The following is a 16,362-nucleotide window of genomic DNA, read 5'->3' as shown; positions in this document are numbered from 1 at the left end:
TAACTTGATTTGTAGATTGCGGTGCTTTAAAATAAAAGTAATCAAGCATTGTGGAACGGGCTCCACAGACCGGCAGCGGGGGAAAAGCCGGAACGAGTCAGAGAAAACAGCCCAGTGTCAGAATAGGAGTTAGGAGAAACTATGGCAAGTATTAGAGATGTCGCGATCAAAGCGGGAGTAGGAATCGGAACGGTATCCCGTGCACTCAATGGGAGCGGGTATATTTCCGATGAAACAAAACAGAAGATCATGCAGGCAGTGGAGGAACTGAACTATAAACCAAATGAGCTTGCCCAGAACCTGTTCCGCAACAAGTCCGGTTTTATCGGAATTGTTGTTAAGAATCTTTCACATCCGTTTATGGCATCTCTGGTTAAACATGTCGAGAATAATCTGTACACCAATGGCTACCTGGTTCGGTGCAACCGATACCTTTGGTTCCTACAACCTGTTCTATCGTTTCACGGGTGCATTCGGATGCGCTGACTCCTACTGCGGAGGAAATGCATATGCGGATCACTTAAGACTGGTTGATGGAAAAGTTACCTTCACTGCAATGGATGAAGCATTCAAGAAAACAGCAGAATTCTTCAATATGCTGTATGAAGAAGGACTGATCTGGAACGGCTCCTTCGAGGCAGACTCCAGTATGGCATTCAACGCTTCCCTGATCAAAGAGAACGTTGCAAAGATCGGTTCCTTCGGTGTTTGGGGCGATCAGGAAATTACAAACCAGGAAGTACATGATCAGTACGTAGCAGTTCCAAGACTGCAGGGCGAAGACGGTATGACCGGTTTCGAGTGTAACTACTCTGAGCTGCAGGATTCTTCCGATACAGCAATCACAACAACCTGCAAATTCCCGCACGTTGTTGCAAGATTTGTAGATTACATGGTAGGCGATCCGGAAATTTCTGTTACATCTAACTGGGGTGCAATCGGATACAACTATGAGAAAGACGAGGACGGCATTCTTCGTACACCACTTGATGAAAATGGAAACTACAAACCTCTGAATCCGGATTATAAGAACTTTGGTGAGGCTCGTATAAACTCCACAACCTGCCGTGGTTCTATGATCGTTCAGAACGAGTACTATGATACTGTTTGCGGATACACCTTTGATGCTGTAAAGCTTCTCGAGATGCAGAAAGAAAACGGTAAAGATGACATCATGGAAGAGTATGACACTATTCCGCGTGTTCTGATGACCCAGGAAGAGATTCAGCGTCTGGCACAGATTCAGCCGACCATCTCCGATATCGTTGATCGTTATATCACCACATGGGTAACCGGCGGCGTTGATGATGCAAGCTGGGATTCCTATAAAACAGAGCTGGAAGGCGCTGGCTTGAATGAACTGGTTGAGATTTACCAGGGCGCAGTAGATCGAGCAGCTTCTGCAGCAAACTAAAAATCGGGCGAAAAGCGATTACGAAAAAAACAGTAACGTAAACGATTTGTAATTGATGTTCTACAACTAAAGAAATTCTAAATGTGGCCATGTTGTATCCCATATAACATGGCCATATTTAAAAAGAAGACTATTTCGTTTTTATTTCTTATTTGTTGAAGTTTCAACAAATAATAGCAAGGATTCTCCCACCTCTATAGGTGGTGAGATGAATTGCAAATAAGAAAGTTAACGGCAGTGGCGGGCGGAGAGAAATCGGTATCCCCCACTGACATGAGGCAAACCACAGTCAGCATTCTGCTGACATGTCAGACTCTGTGAAATTACCGACTGTGGATTGAAACAAATGGAAAAAGATAAAATAGGAAAAGAGAGAGCAGGAAAAGAGGGATTACATGAGTAAACAGGGAAAAAGAGATTTTAGGCCGAACATTCATTTTACACCGGAGAAAAACTGGAACAACGATCCGAACGGACTGATTTATATCGATGGTATCTGGCACCTGTATTATCAGCACAATCCAAATGACGTTGTATGGGGACCGATGCACTGGGGTCATGCAGTATCGAAAGACCTGATTCACTGGGAGCATCTGCCGATCGCATTGTACCCGGATGAGATCGGAACGATGTACTCCGGAAGTATGGCATACGATGAAAATAACACAAGCGGATTTGCGAAATACGGTGAGAAGCCGATGGTGGCTGTCTACACGGCGCACAATATGGAAACAGGCCTGGAGCAGCAGTGTATTGCATACAGTCTGGATCAGGGAAAGCATTTTGAAAAATATTATGGCAACCCGGTGATCAAAAACCCGGGCACACCGGATTTCCGTGATCCACGCGTCTTCTGGAATGACAAAAAGGACTGCTGGAGCCTTGTTCTGGCATCTGGCGACCATGCAGAGTTTTACGCATCCCAGGATTTGAAAAACTGGAAGAAAACAGGCGAGTTCGGTGTCGGTGTCAATAAAGTGCCGACGGTATGGGAATGCACCGATCTGATCCGTGCTAAGACAGGAAATGAATTTGACGGATTCAAATGGATTCTGATAGTCAGCATGATACATCCGGGAACCGAAGGCCGTGCCAATATACAGTATTTCGTCGGTGATTTTGATGGAGATACCTTCCAGTGCACCGAGATCACAGACGAGCCGCTGTGGATTGATTTCGGATTCGACAACTATGCCGGCGTAACGTATGGAAACTACGACCGCCCGGTTTACCTTGGATGGGGCGTTAATCCGCTCTACGCGAACTTTGTTCCGACCGGTGAGTATTCCGGTCTGATGACACTGCCAAGAGAACTTTCACTTTGTGAGACCGATGAGGGATACCGCCTGAAAACAAAACCGTTCGGGATCGATGAGTACCGTGCGGGTGCCTTCCCGATCGGAAATCAGAAGCCGCTGCTGACCGAGAGCTTTGGACTTCTCGTGCAGGGCAATTTCGGAAGAATTGCGCTGAAAAACAGCAGAGGTGAGGAAGTAGTCATCGAGGTAACGGTGGACAGCATCACGGTGGACCGCTCTAAGAGCGGCGACCTTAGTTACTTTGATGATGTAGATCCGAAGCTCTTCAAAAAAGAGGATCTGCTGATATCCACAACAAAACGTTACATGCGCGGAAATGTCAACATGGAGATTATTTTTGATGTTTCCTATCTGGAGATTTATGCAGATGGTGGTCTGGAGACCGCTTCTGTATGTGTTTACCCGGATGCTCCGTATCAGGTGGTTTCCACAGACGGAGATCTGGAAGTGAAAATGTACACCATTAAAAAATAGGGGATATGTTTATTTTGGGAGGTTTTACAAAAATGATGAAAAAAAGAGATTACAGACCGAAAATCCATTTTTCGCCGGAAAAAGGCTGGATGAATGATCCGAATGGCATGGTTTATGTAGATGGCGTGTACCACTTCTTTTATCAGAAGTACCCGTATGATACCAGCTGGGGACCGATGCACTGGGGCCATGCAACATCCCGCGACCTGATTCACTGGGAGCATCAGCCAATCGCACTTTATCCGGATGAACTTGGATTTATCTTCTCGGGAAGTGCTGTGTATGATACGCAGAATTCTTCTGAGTATGGCACCAATGAAAATCCGCCAATCATTGCTATTTACACGAGTCATCATAAGGACGGCCTGGAACAGCAGAGTATTGCATACAGCAATGATAAGGGCCGGCATTTTGAAAAGTCATATCTGAATCCGGTCATCAAAAACCCGGGAATTTCCGATTTCCGTGACCCGAAAGCGTTCTGGAATCCGGTCAGAAGATGCTGGAGTCTTGTCCTTGCAGCGCAGGACCGTGTCTTCTTCTATGCATCCCAGGATATGAAAAACTGGGAGAAAACAGGAGAATTCGGACCGGAAGGAAACCATGTGAAGGGTGTATGGGAATGCCCGGATCTGTTCCCGATTGAGTATAAAGGAAAAAATGTATGGGTTCTTGTTGTCAGCATGACGAAAGCTTCCGAAGATGACCACTGCAAAATGCAGTATTTCCTGGGCGATTTCGATGGAGAAAAATTCCTCTGCACCTACCCATCCGATGAGCCGAGATGGCTGGATGAAGGCTTCGACAACTATGCAGCCGTTACATTCCAGAATGCGAAAGATGTTCTGCTGATGGGATGGGGTATGAACTGGCAGTATGCAGCACAGACTCCGACAGAAGAGTACTGTGGCCAGGCAACCCTGGCGAGAAAGCTGTCCCTGACAGAAGTAGATGGTGCGCTGACCCTCGTGGCTGCTCCGGCCGGACTGGAAAAATTCCGTCACAGCAGCTATCCGATCGAGAATCATACAACGATCCGCACAGAGACCTTTGGACTGAAGGTTTCCGGAAAAGGAGATGCGAAAATTTGCCTGAAAAACTCAGTGGGACAGAAATTGAAGATTTATGTAACTGACACCAAAATCACGGTTGACCGTACCATGGCGGGCTACAAAGAATTCAGTGAGCACTTCATGACGGAAAAATATTCCATCAGCACCGCAGCGAGAAAGAAAGACGGAGCATGGAATCTGGAGCTTGTTTTTGATGTTTCCATTCTGGAACTGTTTGCTGAGGATGGCGTAGATGCTATCTCTACAGTGGTTTATCCGGAGACACCGTACGACCGTGTAAGCTGGAAGGGCGATCTTTCTGTCGAACTTTACGAAATTGATGCATAAGGGCTGCGAGAAAGGGGAAAAGCAAAATGGGATACTTTAAAGATGTGACACCGGAATCAGCTGGAATCAGCTCCAAAGGAATTTTGAATTTTCTCGACCGGATGGAAGAAAGCCAGATTGAGCTGCATAGCTTTATGGTGATCCGCCATGGACAGTGTGCAGCGAAGGGCTGGTGGAAGCCGTATGATGAAAAATTCCGTCATCCACTGTATTCGTTCAGCAAATCGTTGACAGCAACGGCGATTGGTTTTGCCGAGCAGGAGGGAATCTTATCGCTGGATGAGAAAATTGTCGATATCTTTCCGGACCTGCTGCCGGAAAATCCATCCGAAAATCTCAAAAAAATCACGCTGCATCACCTGCTGATTATGGGGTGCGGCCACGAGACGGAGATTATGGACAATTCCGAAAACTGGATTTCTACCTTTCTTCATCATCCGGTGCTCCATGAGCCGGGAACGTTTTATAAATACAATACAGCCGGAACCAACATGCTGGCTGCCGTTCTGCGGAAAAAAACGGGACAGAATGTTACAGAGTTTCTGAAATCCCGTCTGCTGGAGCCGCTTGGCATCACATCCCTTACCTGTGCATTGCTCGGAGACGGAACGGAGCTCGGTGGAGGCGGTATGAAGATGGTAACGGAGGATATGGCAAAATTCACGTATTTTCTGTCCAGACAGGGTGAGTGGGAAGGAAAGCAGCTGCTTCGAAAAGACTGGTTTGAACGCGCCTGCCGCAAGCAGATTGAGACGGAGGGCGATTCGGAAGGCCACGTAAAAGACTGGGCGCAGGGCTACGGCTATCAGTGCTGGATGTGCCGTTATCCGGGCTCCTTCCGCGCAGATGGTGCGTACGGTCAGTTCGGCGTTGTGTTCCCGGATCTCGATCTGATTGTGATCCTGACAACAGCAACAGAACAGACGCAGGAGGAGCTGAGTGCACTGCAGGAGGAACTGATCCCGTATGTGAAGAAAGAGGCAGGAGAGCTGCCGCCGTCCCCGCTTGCCGGTGCGGTAAAAGAGCGTACCGCGCAGCTGGCACTGCAGCCGCGCAGAGGAACGAGAAATCCGTTTATGGAAGAAAAGGTAAGTAAGCATGTTTATGTATCTGTTCCGCTGATGGACAACCAGCAGCTGCCGGATTCTGCAGAAATTCTGATCGGCGGAAGCGGCCTGTTTTCGCTGGAGACAAGTCCGATTCAGGAGATGCGATTCGCTTTTGGCTGCGATAAGATGTACTGGAAAGTACAGGAAGGCGGCAAAGAAAAGGAATTTGTCCTCTCCATGCGCCGGGATTTCGCCTACAGTGAAGCAGACGGCCATATTTACGCAGGATCCGCTGCATGGCGTACCGTCAACACGCTTGAGATGGAGCTTCGCCGGATGGACGGTTTGAGTGGTGGCCGCATGATCGTCAGATTCCAGAAGGAAAATCTTCTGCTGGAGGCAGAGGATACGCTGATTAGTGTCGGTGGACTCGGTATTTCACCACGTCAGGCACTGACTGTATTTGGAATAAAAAAAGATTAAACAGGTCGAAAGAGAGAAAAACCGGCGGAATTTTCCGTCGGTTTTTCCATAACAGTGTGAAAATCCTGTAAAAAAAAGAAAAACGATATGCAAAGCCGAACGGAAGAATTGCCAAGTCTCTCTGAACATGGTAAACTTTTACCTATATTGGAAAAGAATCGACACAAAATATCGAGATACAGGAGGCTCTATGTCAGTTTTTTCAGATTTATTATCCGAATATATCACCATGAAGGATGTCGGGGTTTACCCGCTTTCACAGTTCTGCGGACTCGATCGTTCTTTCATGTATAAGATCATCAATGGAAAACGAAATCCGTCCGGGGAGGATGTTGTGCGGAAGATGGCACAGTTCATGCAGCTGACGCCACGGGAAAAAACAGATTTCATGGATGCATTTTACATTACCCAGATGGGTGAAGAGGTTTATTACCGGCGCAAATCGGTCGGAGAACTGATTGAAACGTTCAGCCACCGCGAGGGGAAAAAGGAATATATCTTCCATGAGGCGGAGATTGCAAAACTGGAATTGAACGGGGGGGGGGTAGCGGAGAGATTCCCTTTCGGGGCACAGTGCATGTGCGGCATGCAATTTTGCAGCTGTTTTTCGGTGAAGCTGTAAAAGAAGACGGAAAAATTTCCGTTCTGGTCCAGCCGGACTTCGATTTTGCCATGGAACTTCTGCAGGTATTCGGGGAACAGAACCCGAATTTGACGATTCACCATCTGTTCTGCATGAACAACAACGAGAAGATGGTTTCGATGCGGAAAAATTACAATCTGAGCTGTCTGCAGAAGATTCTGCCGATCTGTGCCTGTGGCTGTGATTACCGTGCTTGGTACTACTATGACAATGTGGCGGCGCGGCTGAATGAGTTCCGTCTGTTCCCATATCTCATTCTGACGGAACACTGTGCACTTGCATTCAGTGCCGATTACCAGAATGCAATTCTGTTCCGGGAGGAAACGACGCTGCGGATGATGCGTGAGATGTTTGAAGGCTATTTAAAACAGTCGGAACCGCTGTTTGAACGTCTTGACACGGTGCAGTCCCAGCTTGGCTATACGGAAACGCTGATTCGTCACTTTGTTGCGTCAGATTCTCCGCGGTATTTCTTTCAGAGAATGCCGTGTCTTTCCGGCCTTCTGACAGCAGAAATGCTGGAGCGCCATCTCGTAAAAGAAATGCCGGGGCGTGAGCAGATGATACGGGCGGTTGCACAGTACGCAAAGGTGATGCAGACACAGGTGCTGGATAAAAAAACGACGATGTTTTTCTCAGAGGATGGCATCAAAAGTTTCCTGGAAACGGGGCGCGTGGATGAGTATCCAAAAGAGTGCTATTCTCCGCTGGACTTTGACGAGCGTATCGCCCTGATCCGCCGCTTTCTGGCGCTGCGGGATCGCGCGAATCTTCGTATGATCCGGGAAACGAAAGAGAGAGCAGAGCATGCGCTGAATATTTCGGTCAATGCAAACGAGGGCTATCTTCTGTTCCAGACGCGGACAGAGCGGCTGATTTACCTCAGCATCCGGGAACCGAGCATTCTTATGGCATTCTACGATTACCTGGAATCCATGAAACCGGAAGAACTCTGCACGGAAGAGGAGATGCTGGGACGTGTCGAAGCCATTCTGTATGAATTTGTGGCTTGTCATTCCAGAGAAGGTTCGATATAATAGAAAAAAGGATATTTCCAAACCGGTCATCTCGGGTGAGTTCCGGTGTGTGTCTGCTGAAAAGAAGGCTGGACACGCACCGGGCGGGAACCTGCGGATGACCGGTTTTGGCTGTACGAAAAAGAAATGGGGGTTTTTACGAATGAGTACAGACAGTAAAACAAGAATGACGGAGGGCAGTATTTCAAAAAAGATGATTCTGTTTGCGATCCCGCTGTTCCTTGGCAATCTGTTCCAGCAGTTGTACAATACGGCCGACTCGCTGATTGTAGGAAATTTTCTGGGAAGCAATGCACTGGCAGCGGTCAGCTCTTCGGGCAATCTGATCTTTCTGATGGTTGGTTTTATTAACGGTATCGCAATGGGCGCTGGTGTCGTGATTGCAAGGTATTACGGAGCGAAAAACCGGGAAGATCTGCAGAAAGCGATCCATACGACCGTGGCGTTCGGCCTGGCGGCCGGTGCAGCGCTGACTGTGCTTGGCATGTATCTGGCGCCGAAAATCCTCGTGCTGATGGGAACGCCGTCCGATGTCCTGCCGCAGTCGGTCGAATATTTTCGTACGTATTTTGCAGGCTCTCTCGGTTTTATCATGTATAACATTTTCGTCGGCATTCTGCAGTCCGTCGGCGACAGCCGCCACCCGCTGATCTATCTGATCGTGTCATCGTGCATCAATGTTGTGCTCGATCTGCTTTTTATCGGCGGCCTTGGCCTTGGGGTCGGTGCGGCAGCGCTTGCAACGGTAATTTCCCAGTTTACAAGTGCGATTCTCTGTATGATCCATCTGCTGCGGACGAAGGAAGAGTATCGTCTTTCCATCCGCAAAATCCGCTTCGATGGCAGAGCGCTCGGTGAAATCATCCGCAACGGTGTGCCGTCCGGTTTCCAGAACTCGGTTATTTCGATCGCAAACGTTTTCGTGCAGACGAACATCAATGCATTCGGGAAAATGGCGATGGCAGGCTGCGGTTCATATGCAAAAATCGAGGGTTTTGCATTCCTTCCGGTTACATGCTTTACGATGGCATTGACGACGTTTGTCAGCCAGAATCTCGGTGCAAAACAGTATGACCGGGCGAAAAAAGGAGCGCGGTTTGGCATTCTCTGTTCCATTACCATCGCCGAGCTGATCGGGTTTGTGATCTATGCGGCCGCACCGACTTTGATTGCGGCGTTTAACAGCGATCCGGCCGTTGTCCATTACGGCGTGATGCAGGCGAGAACGATTGCACTGTTTTATTTTCTGCTGGCGTTTTCTCATTGCATCGCGGCTGTGCTCCGCGGTTCCGGGCACGCCGCGGTTCCCATGGTTGTCATGCTCTGCGTCTGGTGCCTGTTCCGCGTCAGCTACATTACCGTGACGGTCCGGCTGATCCCGGATATCCGCGTGATTTTCTGGGCTTACCCGCTGACCTGGAGTATCAGTTCTGTCATTTTCCTGTATCTGTTTTTGAAAGGAAAATGGGTATACGGTTTTGAAAAAGGAGGAAAACAAAGATGAACGCAGAATCGACGAGAGAAGCGCTTGATGTGGCATCGCTGGCGGGAGACATCCTGCTGGCGAGCGGTGCGGAAATCTTCCGTGTGGAGGAGACGATCGACCGCATTGCGCGGGCGTATGGCGTTGACTCCAGCGATGCGTTTGTGTTGAGCAGTGGTATTTTTCTGACAGCTGAGAGCGGAAAAAAGCAGGAATTTGCCCGCGTGCGTCACATTCCGCTGTCGGCGGCGCGGCTCGACAAGGTAACGGCAGTCAACCAGCTCTCCCGTGAAATCGAGGAGGGTCTGCACATGCCGAAGGAGGCGAAGGCCTGGCTGCTCGATATTCAGCGGATGCCGGACAAACCAAGATGGCACCAGGTGCTTGCATCCGGTGTCGGAAGCGCCTGCTTCTGTTTTCTGTTCGGCGGCGATGTGGTGGACAGCATGGTAGCGTTTCTGTCGGGCTTTGTTCTGTATTTCTATCTGCTGTACCTGCTGCGTGGCAGAATGTCAAAGATTGCGACGAATATTTCCGGCGGCGCGCTTGTCACGCTGATTGCCGTTTTTCTGTATCAGGCGGGGATTGGGCACCATCTGGACAAGGTCATCATCGGTTCGATTATTCCGCTGGTGCCCGGTGTCAATTTCACGAACGCCATCCGTGATATTGCGGATCAGGACTACATCGCTGGTTCCGTGCGGATGCTCGATGCGCTGCTTGTGACATTCTGTATTGCGCTTGGCGTCGGACTGATTATCACAGGATATCATCAACTGGCGGGAGGGCTGCAGCTATGAGTGATACCATTCGTTTAATTGCGGAATTTTTTGCAGCCTGCGTCGGAACGATTGCGTTTGCGCTGCTGTTCCAGGTGCCGCGGAAATACTACCTGTACTGCGGACTGGCAGGTGCCTGCGGCTGGATCTGCTATAAACTGATCCTCCCGCATACGACAGAGCCGGTATCCATCTTTTTTGCAACGGTGCTCGTCATCCTTCTGTCGCGCAGTTTTGCGGTGTACAAGCGCTGTCCGGTAACGGTATTTCTGATTGCGGGTATTTTCCCGCTGGTGCCGGGAAGCGGCATCTACTGGACTGCTTTTTACGTGGTAACCAATGATCTGGAGCGCGCCGGTGCAAGAGGATTTCTGACACTGAAGGATGCAGTTGCGATTGTACTTGGCATTCTCTTTGCTTTTGAGTTTCCGCAGAGCTGGTTCCGTAAGGTGTTGACAGACAAAAGCAAATAACCTATTATTGTAGTAGAGATTATAAACAAGGAGGAAGGAAAACAAATGGCATTGAATCAGTTTTCCAGAACACAGCTTCTGCTCGGACAGGAGAGCATGGATCTTCTGGCGAATGCAACCGTTGCCGTTTTCGGTATCGGCGGCGTGGGCGGCTATACCGTGGAGGCACTGGCAAGAAGCGGTGTCGGCCATTTTGTGCTGGTAGACGATGATAAGGTCTGCCTCACCAACATCAACCGTCAGATTATTGCGACGAGAAGCAGTGTCGGAAAATATAAAGTAGACGTAATGAAAGAACGCATTCTGGATATCAATCCGAAAGCGGAGGTAGAGGTATACAAATGCTTTTATCTGCCGGAAAATGCGGACGATTTTGATTTTTCGAAGTATTCATACGTGGTGGATGCTGTTGATACCGTGACAGCGAAGATTGAGATTATCATGCGCGCCAAAGCGTGCAATGTGCCGGTCATCAGCTGCATGGGAGCTGGAAACAAGCTGGACCCGACGAAGTTCCGCGTGGCGGATATCTATAAAACGAACATGTGTCCGCTGGCAAAGGTCATGCGGCGTGAGATGAAAAAACGCGGCGTGAAGAAACTGAAAGTGGTCTATTCAGAGGAAAAATCCCTCCGTCCGCTTGAGGATATGAGCATCAGCTGCCGGACAAATTGTATTTGTCCTCCGGGAGCTGCAAGAAAATGCACGGAGCGGCGTGATATCCCGGGCAGCGTAGCGTTTGTGCCGTCCGTAGCAGGACTGATTCTGGCGGGAGAGGTCATCAAAGATCTTTCCGGTGTCAGAGAGAGACGGCAGCTGCAGTAAAAAATAAGAATAAAAGGGACGAGCCCCGGAAAAGCAGTTGTGCTTTCCGGGGCTCGCCTTGTGTTTATGGAGATTTGAAATTTGAAAAATTACATTACGGCAACAACATCATATTCGGTGCAGCCTTCGGTGAGCGGAATCAGATTTCCTTCTACTGCGGTTCCGTTTACCGTGAGGGAAGAAATACCTTTCTCCCTGTGCTCCGGATTCTGGAAGGTGATGTTATACCATGCACCGCGGAAGTATCTGCGGATCTTGAACTCTTCCATATCGGACGGAATACACGGATTTAAGGTCAGTCCGTCGTAATCCGGCTGAATGCCGAGTATGTACTGGGAAACATTGACAAAAGTCCATGCGGCAGTACCGGTCAGCCAGGAGTTCTTTGCCTCACCGAAGTGAGCAGCGTCTTTTCCGGCGATCATCTGAGAGTAGACGTACGGCTCGGTGCGGTGGATCTCGCTGATGTCCTCAATGTAAGCCGGGCAGATCTTGCGGTACAGGTCAAATGCGCGGTTTCCGTGGCCGATAACGGTCTCAGCGATGGAGATCCATGGGTTGTTGTGGCAGAAGATACCAGCATTCTCTTTGTATCCCGGCGGATAGGAGGAAACCTCACCAAGATTCAGGTAATACTTGGTGTAAGCCGGCTGCAGAAGAACAACGCCGTACTTGGTTTCCAGAATGTTCTGGACAGAAGTCAGGGCTTTTTCTGCCAGTCCTTCTTTGACACCGATTTCAGCAAGAACACAGAAGCCCTGCGGCTCGATGTAGATCTTACCTTCCTCACACTCATTGGAGCCGACTTTTTCGCCTGCTGCATCATAAGCACGCAGGAACCATTCGCCGTCCCAGCCTGCATCAAGGACTGCCTGGTAAACTTTTTCGACTTCTTTTTCTGCGTAAACAGCTTCTTCCTCATTGCCTCTGCGGCGGCAGATGGCTGCGTACTCTTTGCCGTATTTTACGAACATAGCGGCGATGAAAATGGACTCAGCAACCGGTCCCTCGGAAGGTCCTGTTGTCTGGAACGGTTCGCCCGGCTCTGCAGAGAAGCAGTTCAGGTTCAGACAGTCATTCCAGTCAGCACGGCCGATCAGCGGCAGTTTGTGCGGTCCGAGATGGGTTACGGTAAAGTCGAAGGAACGTTTCAGGTGCTCCATCAGAGGCTGTGCCTTGGTGGAATCGTTGTCGAAATCAACCTGCTCATCGAGAATGGAGAAATCTCCGGTCTCTTTGATGTAGGCGGCGCATCCGGCAATCAGCCAGAGCGGGTCATCGTTGAAGCCGCTTCCGATATCCATGTTTCCTTTCTTGGTCAGCGGCTGATACTGGTGATATGCGCTTCCGTCTTCAAACTGGGTAGCAGCGATATCGAGCAGACGCTCTCTTGCGCGGTCCGGAATCAGATGAACGAAGCCGAGCAGATCCTGGCAGGAATCACGGAAGCCCATACCACGGCCGGTGCCGGATTCGAAGTAGGATGCAGAACGGGACATGTTGAAGGTAACCATACACTGATACTGGTTCCAGATGTTGACCATGCGTCCCAGTTTTTCATCTGCACAGGAGAGCGCATATTTTGCCAGCAGGCCTTCCCAGTAGGAAGCAAGCTCTGCAAGTGCTGCGTCAACCTGCTCGTCGGTCTGATAGTGAGAGAGCATCTCTTTTGCCGGTTTTTTGTTGATCACGCCAGGAGCTTCCCATTTGTCATCCGCTGCATTCTCACAGTAGCCGAGAACAAAGATAAAGGAGCGGGACTCGCCTGGTTTTAAGGTAACGTCGATGTGGTGGGAACCGATCACACCCCATCCGCTGGCGACGGTGTTGCCTGCAGTGCCGCGCAGAACGGTCTCCGGGCGGTCATTTCCGCGGTAAGCGCCAAGGAAAGCGTCGCGGTCGGTATCGTATCCGTCGATCGGGCAGTTGACTGCATAAACAGCGTAATGTCTGCGGCGCTCGCGGTACTCAGTTTTGTGGTAAATTTCAGAACCCTGAATCTCAACTTCGCCGATGCTGAAGTTTCTCTGGAAGTTGGTCATATCGTCCGCGGCGTTCCAGAAGCAGAACTCTACAAAAGAAGTCAGAGCCAGTGTTTTTTCTTCGGTGCCGTTGTTGGTCAGCATGAGACGGTTTACTTCGCAGGAATCTGCCAGCGGAACAAAAGCGGTCAGTTCAGCGGCAACTAAGTTTTTGGAAGAAACAAAGCGGCTGTAGCCAAGGCCATGATGGCACTCGTAGGAATCGAGCGGCGTCTGGGTCGGCTGCCAGCCCGGGTTCCAGACGGTATCGCCGTCCTTGATGTAGTAGTAGCGTCCGTTCTGATCGAGCGGCGTATCGTTATAACGGTAACGGGTCAGACGCAGAAGTTTTGCGTCCTTGTAGAAGCTGTATCCGCCGCAGGTATTGGAAATCAGAGAAAAGAAGTTCTCAGATCCCAGATAGTTGATCCACGGAAGCGGAGTCTTCGGGCTTGTGATGACATACTCTTTTTTCGCATCATCAAAATGTCCAAATTGCATGTGTGATACCTCCTTCGTCGTACAATGTAATTTCATTATACAGCCGAAAAAAGAAAAAACTAGCAAGAATTTGCTAAAAATATAAAAAAACGCCGAAACCGTTTTCGTGACAGTTTCGGCGTTTGTGGATATTCACGAATTGTTCCGCGATTCTGCAAATATTCGGAATCCGCTGGCGCTACGTCCTCATGTTTGGCGGGTTCCAAATTCGAACGCTTTATCGTGCAAGCACGAACAGCTTTCGAACTTTGAACCCTGGAATATCAGATCTTCTCGTGATTCTTAAATTTCTTAATAACTTTCTGAATACGATCCGCCGGATCCAGCAGTCCGCTGATGGAGGCATCGTGATTCAGCTTGTCGATGATGAGAGCGATATATTTGCTCAGGTCGCAGCTGATGTAGTACTCGCGGGAGAGAAGCTCCGGTGTCTGGTATACGACGTTGGTGGTCAGAACTTTTGTGAAGAGTCCTTCCTCATAAGCCTTGTCGAATTTCTCCAGTCCGCTGGTGAACAGTCCGAAGGTCGAGCACATGTAGATGTTGCGTGCCTCACGATCCTTTAAGAGTTTGGCAACTTCCAGCATACTCTCGCCGGAGGAGATCATATCGTCGATGATGATCATATCCTTACCTTTGACATCAGCACCGAGAAACTCATGGGCAACGATCGGGTTGCGTCCGTCAATGATGGTAGAGTAGTCGCGGCGTTTGTAGAACATACCCATGTCAACACCGAGGTTGTTTGCCATGTAGATAGCACGGCCCATACCGCCCTCATCCGGGCTGATGACCATCAGATGATCCTTGTCGAGCTTCATATCCGGTGCATTGCGCAGGATGTTTTTGATGAACTGGTAAGCCGGCTGGATGGTTTCAAATCCATGCAGCGGAATCGCGTTCTGGACACGCGGGTCGTGAGCGTCGAAGGTGATGATGTTTTCTACGCCCATAGCAGTCAGCTCCTGCAGACCAAGTGCGCAGTCGAGAGACTCTCTTCCAGATCTCTTGTGCTGGCGGCTCTCATACAGGAATGGCATAATGACATTGATTCTGCGGGCTTTTCCACCGATGGCTGCGATGACACGCTTCAGATCCTGGAAGTGGTCGTCCGGAGACATGTGGTTGGTGTAGCCGCACAGAGAATAGGTCAGGCTGTAGTTGCAGACATCGAGCAGAATGTAGATATCGTCACCGCGGACAGATTCGTTGATGATACCCTTTGCCTCGCCTGAACCGAAACGCGGAACCTGAGACTGGATAATGTAGCTGTCACGCTCATATCCTTCATAGGCAGCGACATATTTTTCCGCAAATTCATTGCCGCGTCCCTTTCTCCAGCTGACCAGATAATCGTCGACCTTTTTTCCAAGTGCGGCGCTGCTGTTCAGCGGGATCAGTCCCAGTCTTCCGATTGGCAGTGTGTCAAAATGTCCTTCAGTTCCCTTACTCATGCTTTGGTTCCTCCCAAAAGTTTTTTCTGGATCCGAATATCGTTTCCAAAAAGTTTAATGATGGTGTAGTTACTTGAAATTCGTGAAAAGGTACGTTCCGAGTACGTCTCCATGAAGCGGTCAAGGGGCAGGTTCGTGGAGATGATCGTCGATTTCTTCCGCAGGATGCGTTCGTTGATGCAGAGAAAGAGCTGGGAAGAGACGAAGCTGTTGGTCAGTTCCGTACCTAAATCATCGATGATCAGAAGATCGCAGTCAAAGATATTGGCGTGAGCGTCTTTTGCTTCTTCTGAACTGGAAAAGGTGTAGCGTGCAAACAGGTCAAACAGATCAAATGCAGTAAAATAAATCACACAGAACGACTGCTCGATCAGTTCGCGGGCAATACAGTGCGAAAGAAACGTTTTTCCGACACCGGTGTCGCCGTAAAAGAAGAGATTTTCAAACGACGAGCCGAAATTGCGGACGAACGCCTGGCTTTTTTCGAGCGCGGCAGCAGCGGCCTCGCGGGAAGTGAGCGGTGTTCCGGTACTGGTCAGGCTGTCCGAGTAGTAATCCAGAGAGAACTGGCTGAAATTTTCGGCTTTCAGAAGCTCCTCCACGTTGGACTGCCGGTACAGAAGATCGACGGCAGCTTTTTTGAAGCAGGCGCATTTCTGCGTGCCGTTGATGTAGCCGGTGTCGCGGCAGAGCGGGCAGTCATACGTCAGCTCGAGATAGTCTGCCGGGTAGCCGTGCATGGAAAGGAGCGCCGCGCGTTCCTGGGAACGGTCACGGATGGCAGCATTCAGGTCGAGATCCATGGAAGCGTCTCCGTTCAGCATCGCTTTTGCTTTCCGAACCGAGAGGGATGCAATCTCGGCGTCGATTTCCGCAAGGCGCGGAATCTTTTCATAAGCAATGCGGATGTGCTCCTGCTGTTCTCTCTGGTGGCGGAGCTGCCGTTCGTTGTACATGCGCATAATCGCATCGTATTGCGGGTTTGTCAGTGCCATAGTTGTTTCGTC

At 49.7% G+C, this 16,362-nt stretch carries 14 protein-coding genes; 11 read left to right on the top strand and 3 right to left on the bottom strand.

The genetic code is table 11. From position 1 onward, the window contains the following. The first annotated feature begins 141 nt into the window (after window positions 1–141). The 11 genes from DW642_RS08760 to DW642_RS08710 all read left to right on the top strand — a co-directional run bounded on the left by DW642_RS08760 (window position 142) and on the right by DW642_RS08710 (window position 11,379). Window positions 142–486, top strand: coding sequence for a LacI family DNA-binding transcriptional regulator (locus DW642_RS08760; RefSeq protein WP_117509931.1), 345 nt, complete (start codon window positions 142–144; stop codon window positions 484–486). Continuing rightward, window positions 404–1,414 (top strand): hypothetical protein, encoded by a 1,011-nt coding sequence (locus tag DW642_RS08755; protein WP_147326114.1) that lies wholly within the window; start codon window positions 404–406, stop codon window positions 1,412–1,414. The genes DW642_RS08760 and DW642_RS08755 overlap by 83 nt, the downstream gene beginning before the upstream one ends. 395 nt (window positions 1,415–1,809) lie before the next feature. Continuing rightward, entirely contained in the window at window positions 1,810–3,207 is a 1,398-nt protein-coding gene (locus DW642_RS08750; RefSeq protein ID WP_117509929.1) for a glycoside hydrolase family 32 protein, read from the top strand. A 32-nt stretch (window positions 3,208–3,239) separates the two neighbouring features. Then, window positions 3,240–4,607 (top strand): glycoside hydrolase family 32 protein, encoded by a 1,368-nt coding sequence (locus DW642_RS08745; RefSeq protein WP_055219204.1) that lies wholly within the window; start codon window positions 3,240–3,242, stop codon window positions 4,605–4,607. A 26-nt stretch (window positions 4,608–4,633) separates the two neighbouring features. Further along, the gene (locus DW642_RS08740) at window positions 4,634–6,139 is read left to right on the top strand and encodes a serine hydrolase domain-containing protein (protein ID WP_117509928.1); all 1,506 of its coding nucleotides are present in this window, start codon (window positions 4,634–4,636) and stop codon (window positions 6,137–6,139) included. A gap of 190 nt (window positions 6,140–6,329) precedes the next feature. Further along, window positions 6,330–6,761, top strand: coding sequence for a helix-turn-helix domain-containing protein (locus tag DW642_RS08735; protein WP_117509927.1), 432 nt, complete (start codon window positions 6,330–6,332; stop codon window positions 6,759–6,761). Beyond that, complete coding sequence (locus tag DW642_RS08730; protein WP_117509926.1) at window positions 6,719–7,819, top strand: hypothetical protein; 1,101 nt, start codon at window positions 6,719–6,721, stop codon at window positions 7,817–7,819. Before DW642_RS08735 ends, DW642_RS08730 begins: the two co-directional genes overlap by 43 nt. A 142-nt stretch (window positions 7,820–7,961) precedes the next feature. After that, window positions 7,962–9,323: an MATE family efflux transporter gene (locus tag DW642_RS08725; protein WP_117509994.1), complete on the top strand. Its 1,362-nt coding sequence runs from the start codon at window positions 7,962–7,964 to the stop codon at window positions 9,321–9,323. After that, entirely contained in the window at window positions 9,320–10,102 is a 783-nt protein-coding gene (locus DW642_RS08720; RefSeq protein WP_055226708.1) for a threonine/serine exporter family protein, read from the top strand. Before DW642_RS08725 ends, DW642_RS08720 begins: the two co-directional genes overlap by 4 nt. Then, window positions 10,099–10,554 (top strand): threonine/serine exporter family protein, encoded by a 456-nt coding sequence (locus tag DW642_RS08715; RefSeq protein WP_117509925.1) that lies wholly within the window; start codon window positions 10,099–10,101, stop codon window positions 10,552–10,554. The genes DW642_RS08720 and DW642_RS08715 overlap by 4 nt, the downstream gene beginning before the upstream one ends. Before the next feature lie 45 nt (window positions 10,555–10,599). Beyond that, window positions 10,600–11,379 (top strand): tRNA threonylcarbamoyladenosine dehydratase, encoded by a 780-nt coding sequence (locus DW642_RS08710; RefSeq protein ID WP_055226710.1) that lies wholly within the window; start codon window positions 10,600–10,602, stop codon window positions 11,377–11,379. Window positions 11,380–11,468: 89 nt separating this feature from the next. Here DW642_RS08710 and DW642_RS08705 read toward each other — a convergent pair whose 3' ends face one another. The 3 genes from DW642_RS08705 to DW642_RS08695 form a co-directional block, all read right to left on the bottom strand. After that, window positions 11,469–13,901 carry a GH36-type glycosyl hydrolase domain-containing protein gene (locus DW642_RS08705; protein WP_117509924.1) on the bottom strand — a complete coding sequence of 811 codons (2,433 nt, stop codon included), beginning with the start codon at window positions 13,899–13,901 and terminating at the stop codon, window positions 11,469–11,471. A 263-nt stretch (window positions 13,902–14,164) separates the two neighbouring features. Continuing rightward, a complete protein-coding gene (locus tag DW642_RS08700; protein ID WP_022463223.1) occupies window positions 14,165–15,355 on the bottom strand; it encodes a ribose-phosphate pyrophosphokinase in 1,191 nt (396 codons plus the stop codon). Next, window positions 15,352–16,350 (bottom strand): ATP-binding protein, encoded by a 999-nt coding sequence (locus DW642_RS08695; protein WP_055219220.1) that lies wholly within the window; start codon window positions 16,348–16,350, stop codon window positions 15,352–15,354. Before DW642_RS08695 ends, DW642_RS08700 begins: the two co-directional genes overlap by 4 nt. Window positions 16,351–16,362 lie beyond the last annotated feature (12 nt).

This window comes from Blautia sp. AM23-13AC (genome assembly GCF_003435675.1).
GTDB lineage: Bacteria > Bacillota > Clostridia > Lachnospirales > Lachnospiraceae > Fusicatenibacter > Fusicatenibacter saccharivorans.
This window is presented reverse-complemented; position numbering and strand designations above follow the sequence as displayed.

What these genes read in the sequence shown, in the direction of transcription:
- DW642_RS08760 (WP_117509931.1), top strand. Translation starts at nt 142, where the DNA reads ATGGCAAGTATTAGAGATGTCGCGATCAAAGCGGGAGTAGGAATCGGA.
- DW642_RS08755 (WP_147326114.1), top strand. Translation starts at nt 404, where the DNA reads ATGGCTACCTGGTTCGGTGCAACCGATACCTTTGGTTCCTACAACCTG.
- DW642_RS08750 (WP_117509929.1), top strand. Translation starts at nt 1,810, where the DNA reads ATGAGTAAACAGGGAAAAAGAGATTTTAGGCCGAACATTCATTTTACA.
- DW642_RS08745 (WP_055219204.1), top strand. Translation starts at nt 3,240, where the DNA reads ATGATGAAAAAAAGAGATTACAGACCGAAAATCCATTTTTCGCCGGAA.
- DW642_RS08740 (WP_117509928.1), top strand. Translation starts at nt 4,634, where the DNA reads ATGGGATACTTTAAAGATGTGACACCGGAATCAGCTGGAATCAGCTCC.
- DW642_RS08735 (WP_117509927.1), top strand. Translation starts at nt 6,330, where the DNA reads ATGTCAGTTTTTTCAGATTTATTATCCGAATATATCACCATGAAGGAT.
- DW642_RS08725 (WP_117509994.1), top strand. Translation starts at nt 7,962, where the DNA reads ATGAGTACAGACAGTAAAACAAGAATGACGGAGGGCAGTATTTCAAAA.
- DW642_RS08720 (WP_055226708.1), top strand. Translation starts at nt 9,320, where the DNA reads ATGAACGCAGAATCGACGAGAGAAGCGCTTGATGTGGCATCGCTGGCG.
- DW642_RS08715 (WP_117509925.1), top strand. Translation starts at nt 10,099, where the DNA reads ATGAGTGATACCATTCGTTTAATTGCGGAATTTTTTGCAGCCTGCGTC.
- DW642_RS08710 (WP_055226710.1), top strand. Translation starts at nt 10,600, where the DNA reads ATGGCATTGAATCAGTTTTCCAGAACACAGCTTCTGCTCGGACAGGAG.
- DW642_RS08705 (WP_117509924.1), bottom strand. Translation starts at nt 13,901, where the DNA reads ATGCAATTTGGACATTTTGATGATGCGAAAAAAGAGTATGTCATCACA.
- DW642_RS08700 (WP_022463223.1), bottom strand. Translation starts at nt 15,355, where the DNA reads ATGAGTAAGGGAACTGAAGGACATTTTGACACACTGCCAATCGGAAGA.
- DW642_RS08695 (WP_055219220.1), bottom strand. Translation starts at nt 16,350, where the DNA reads ATGGCACTGACAAACCCGCAATACGATGCGATTATGCGCATGTACAAC.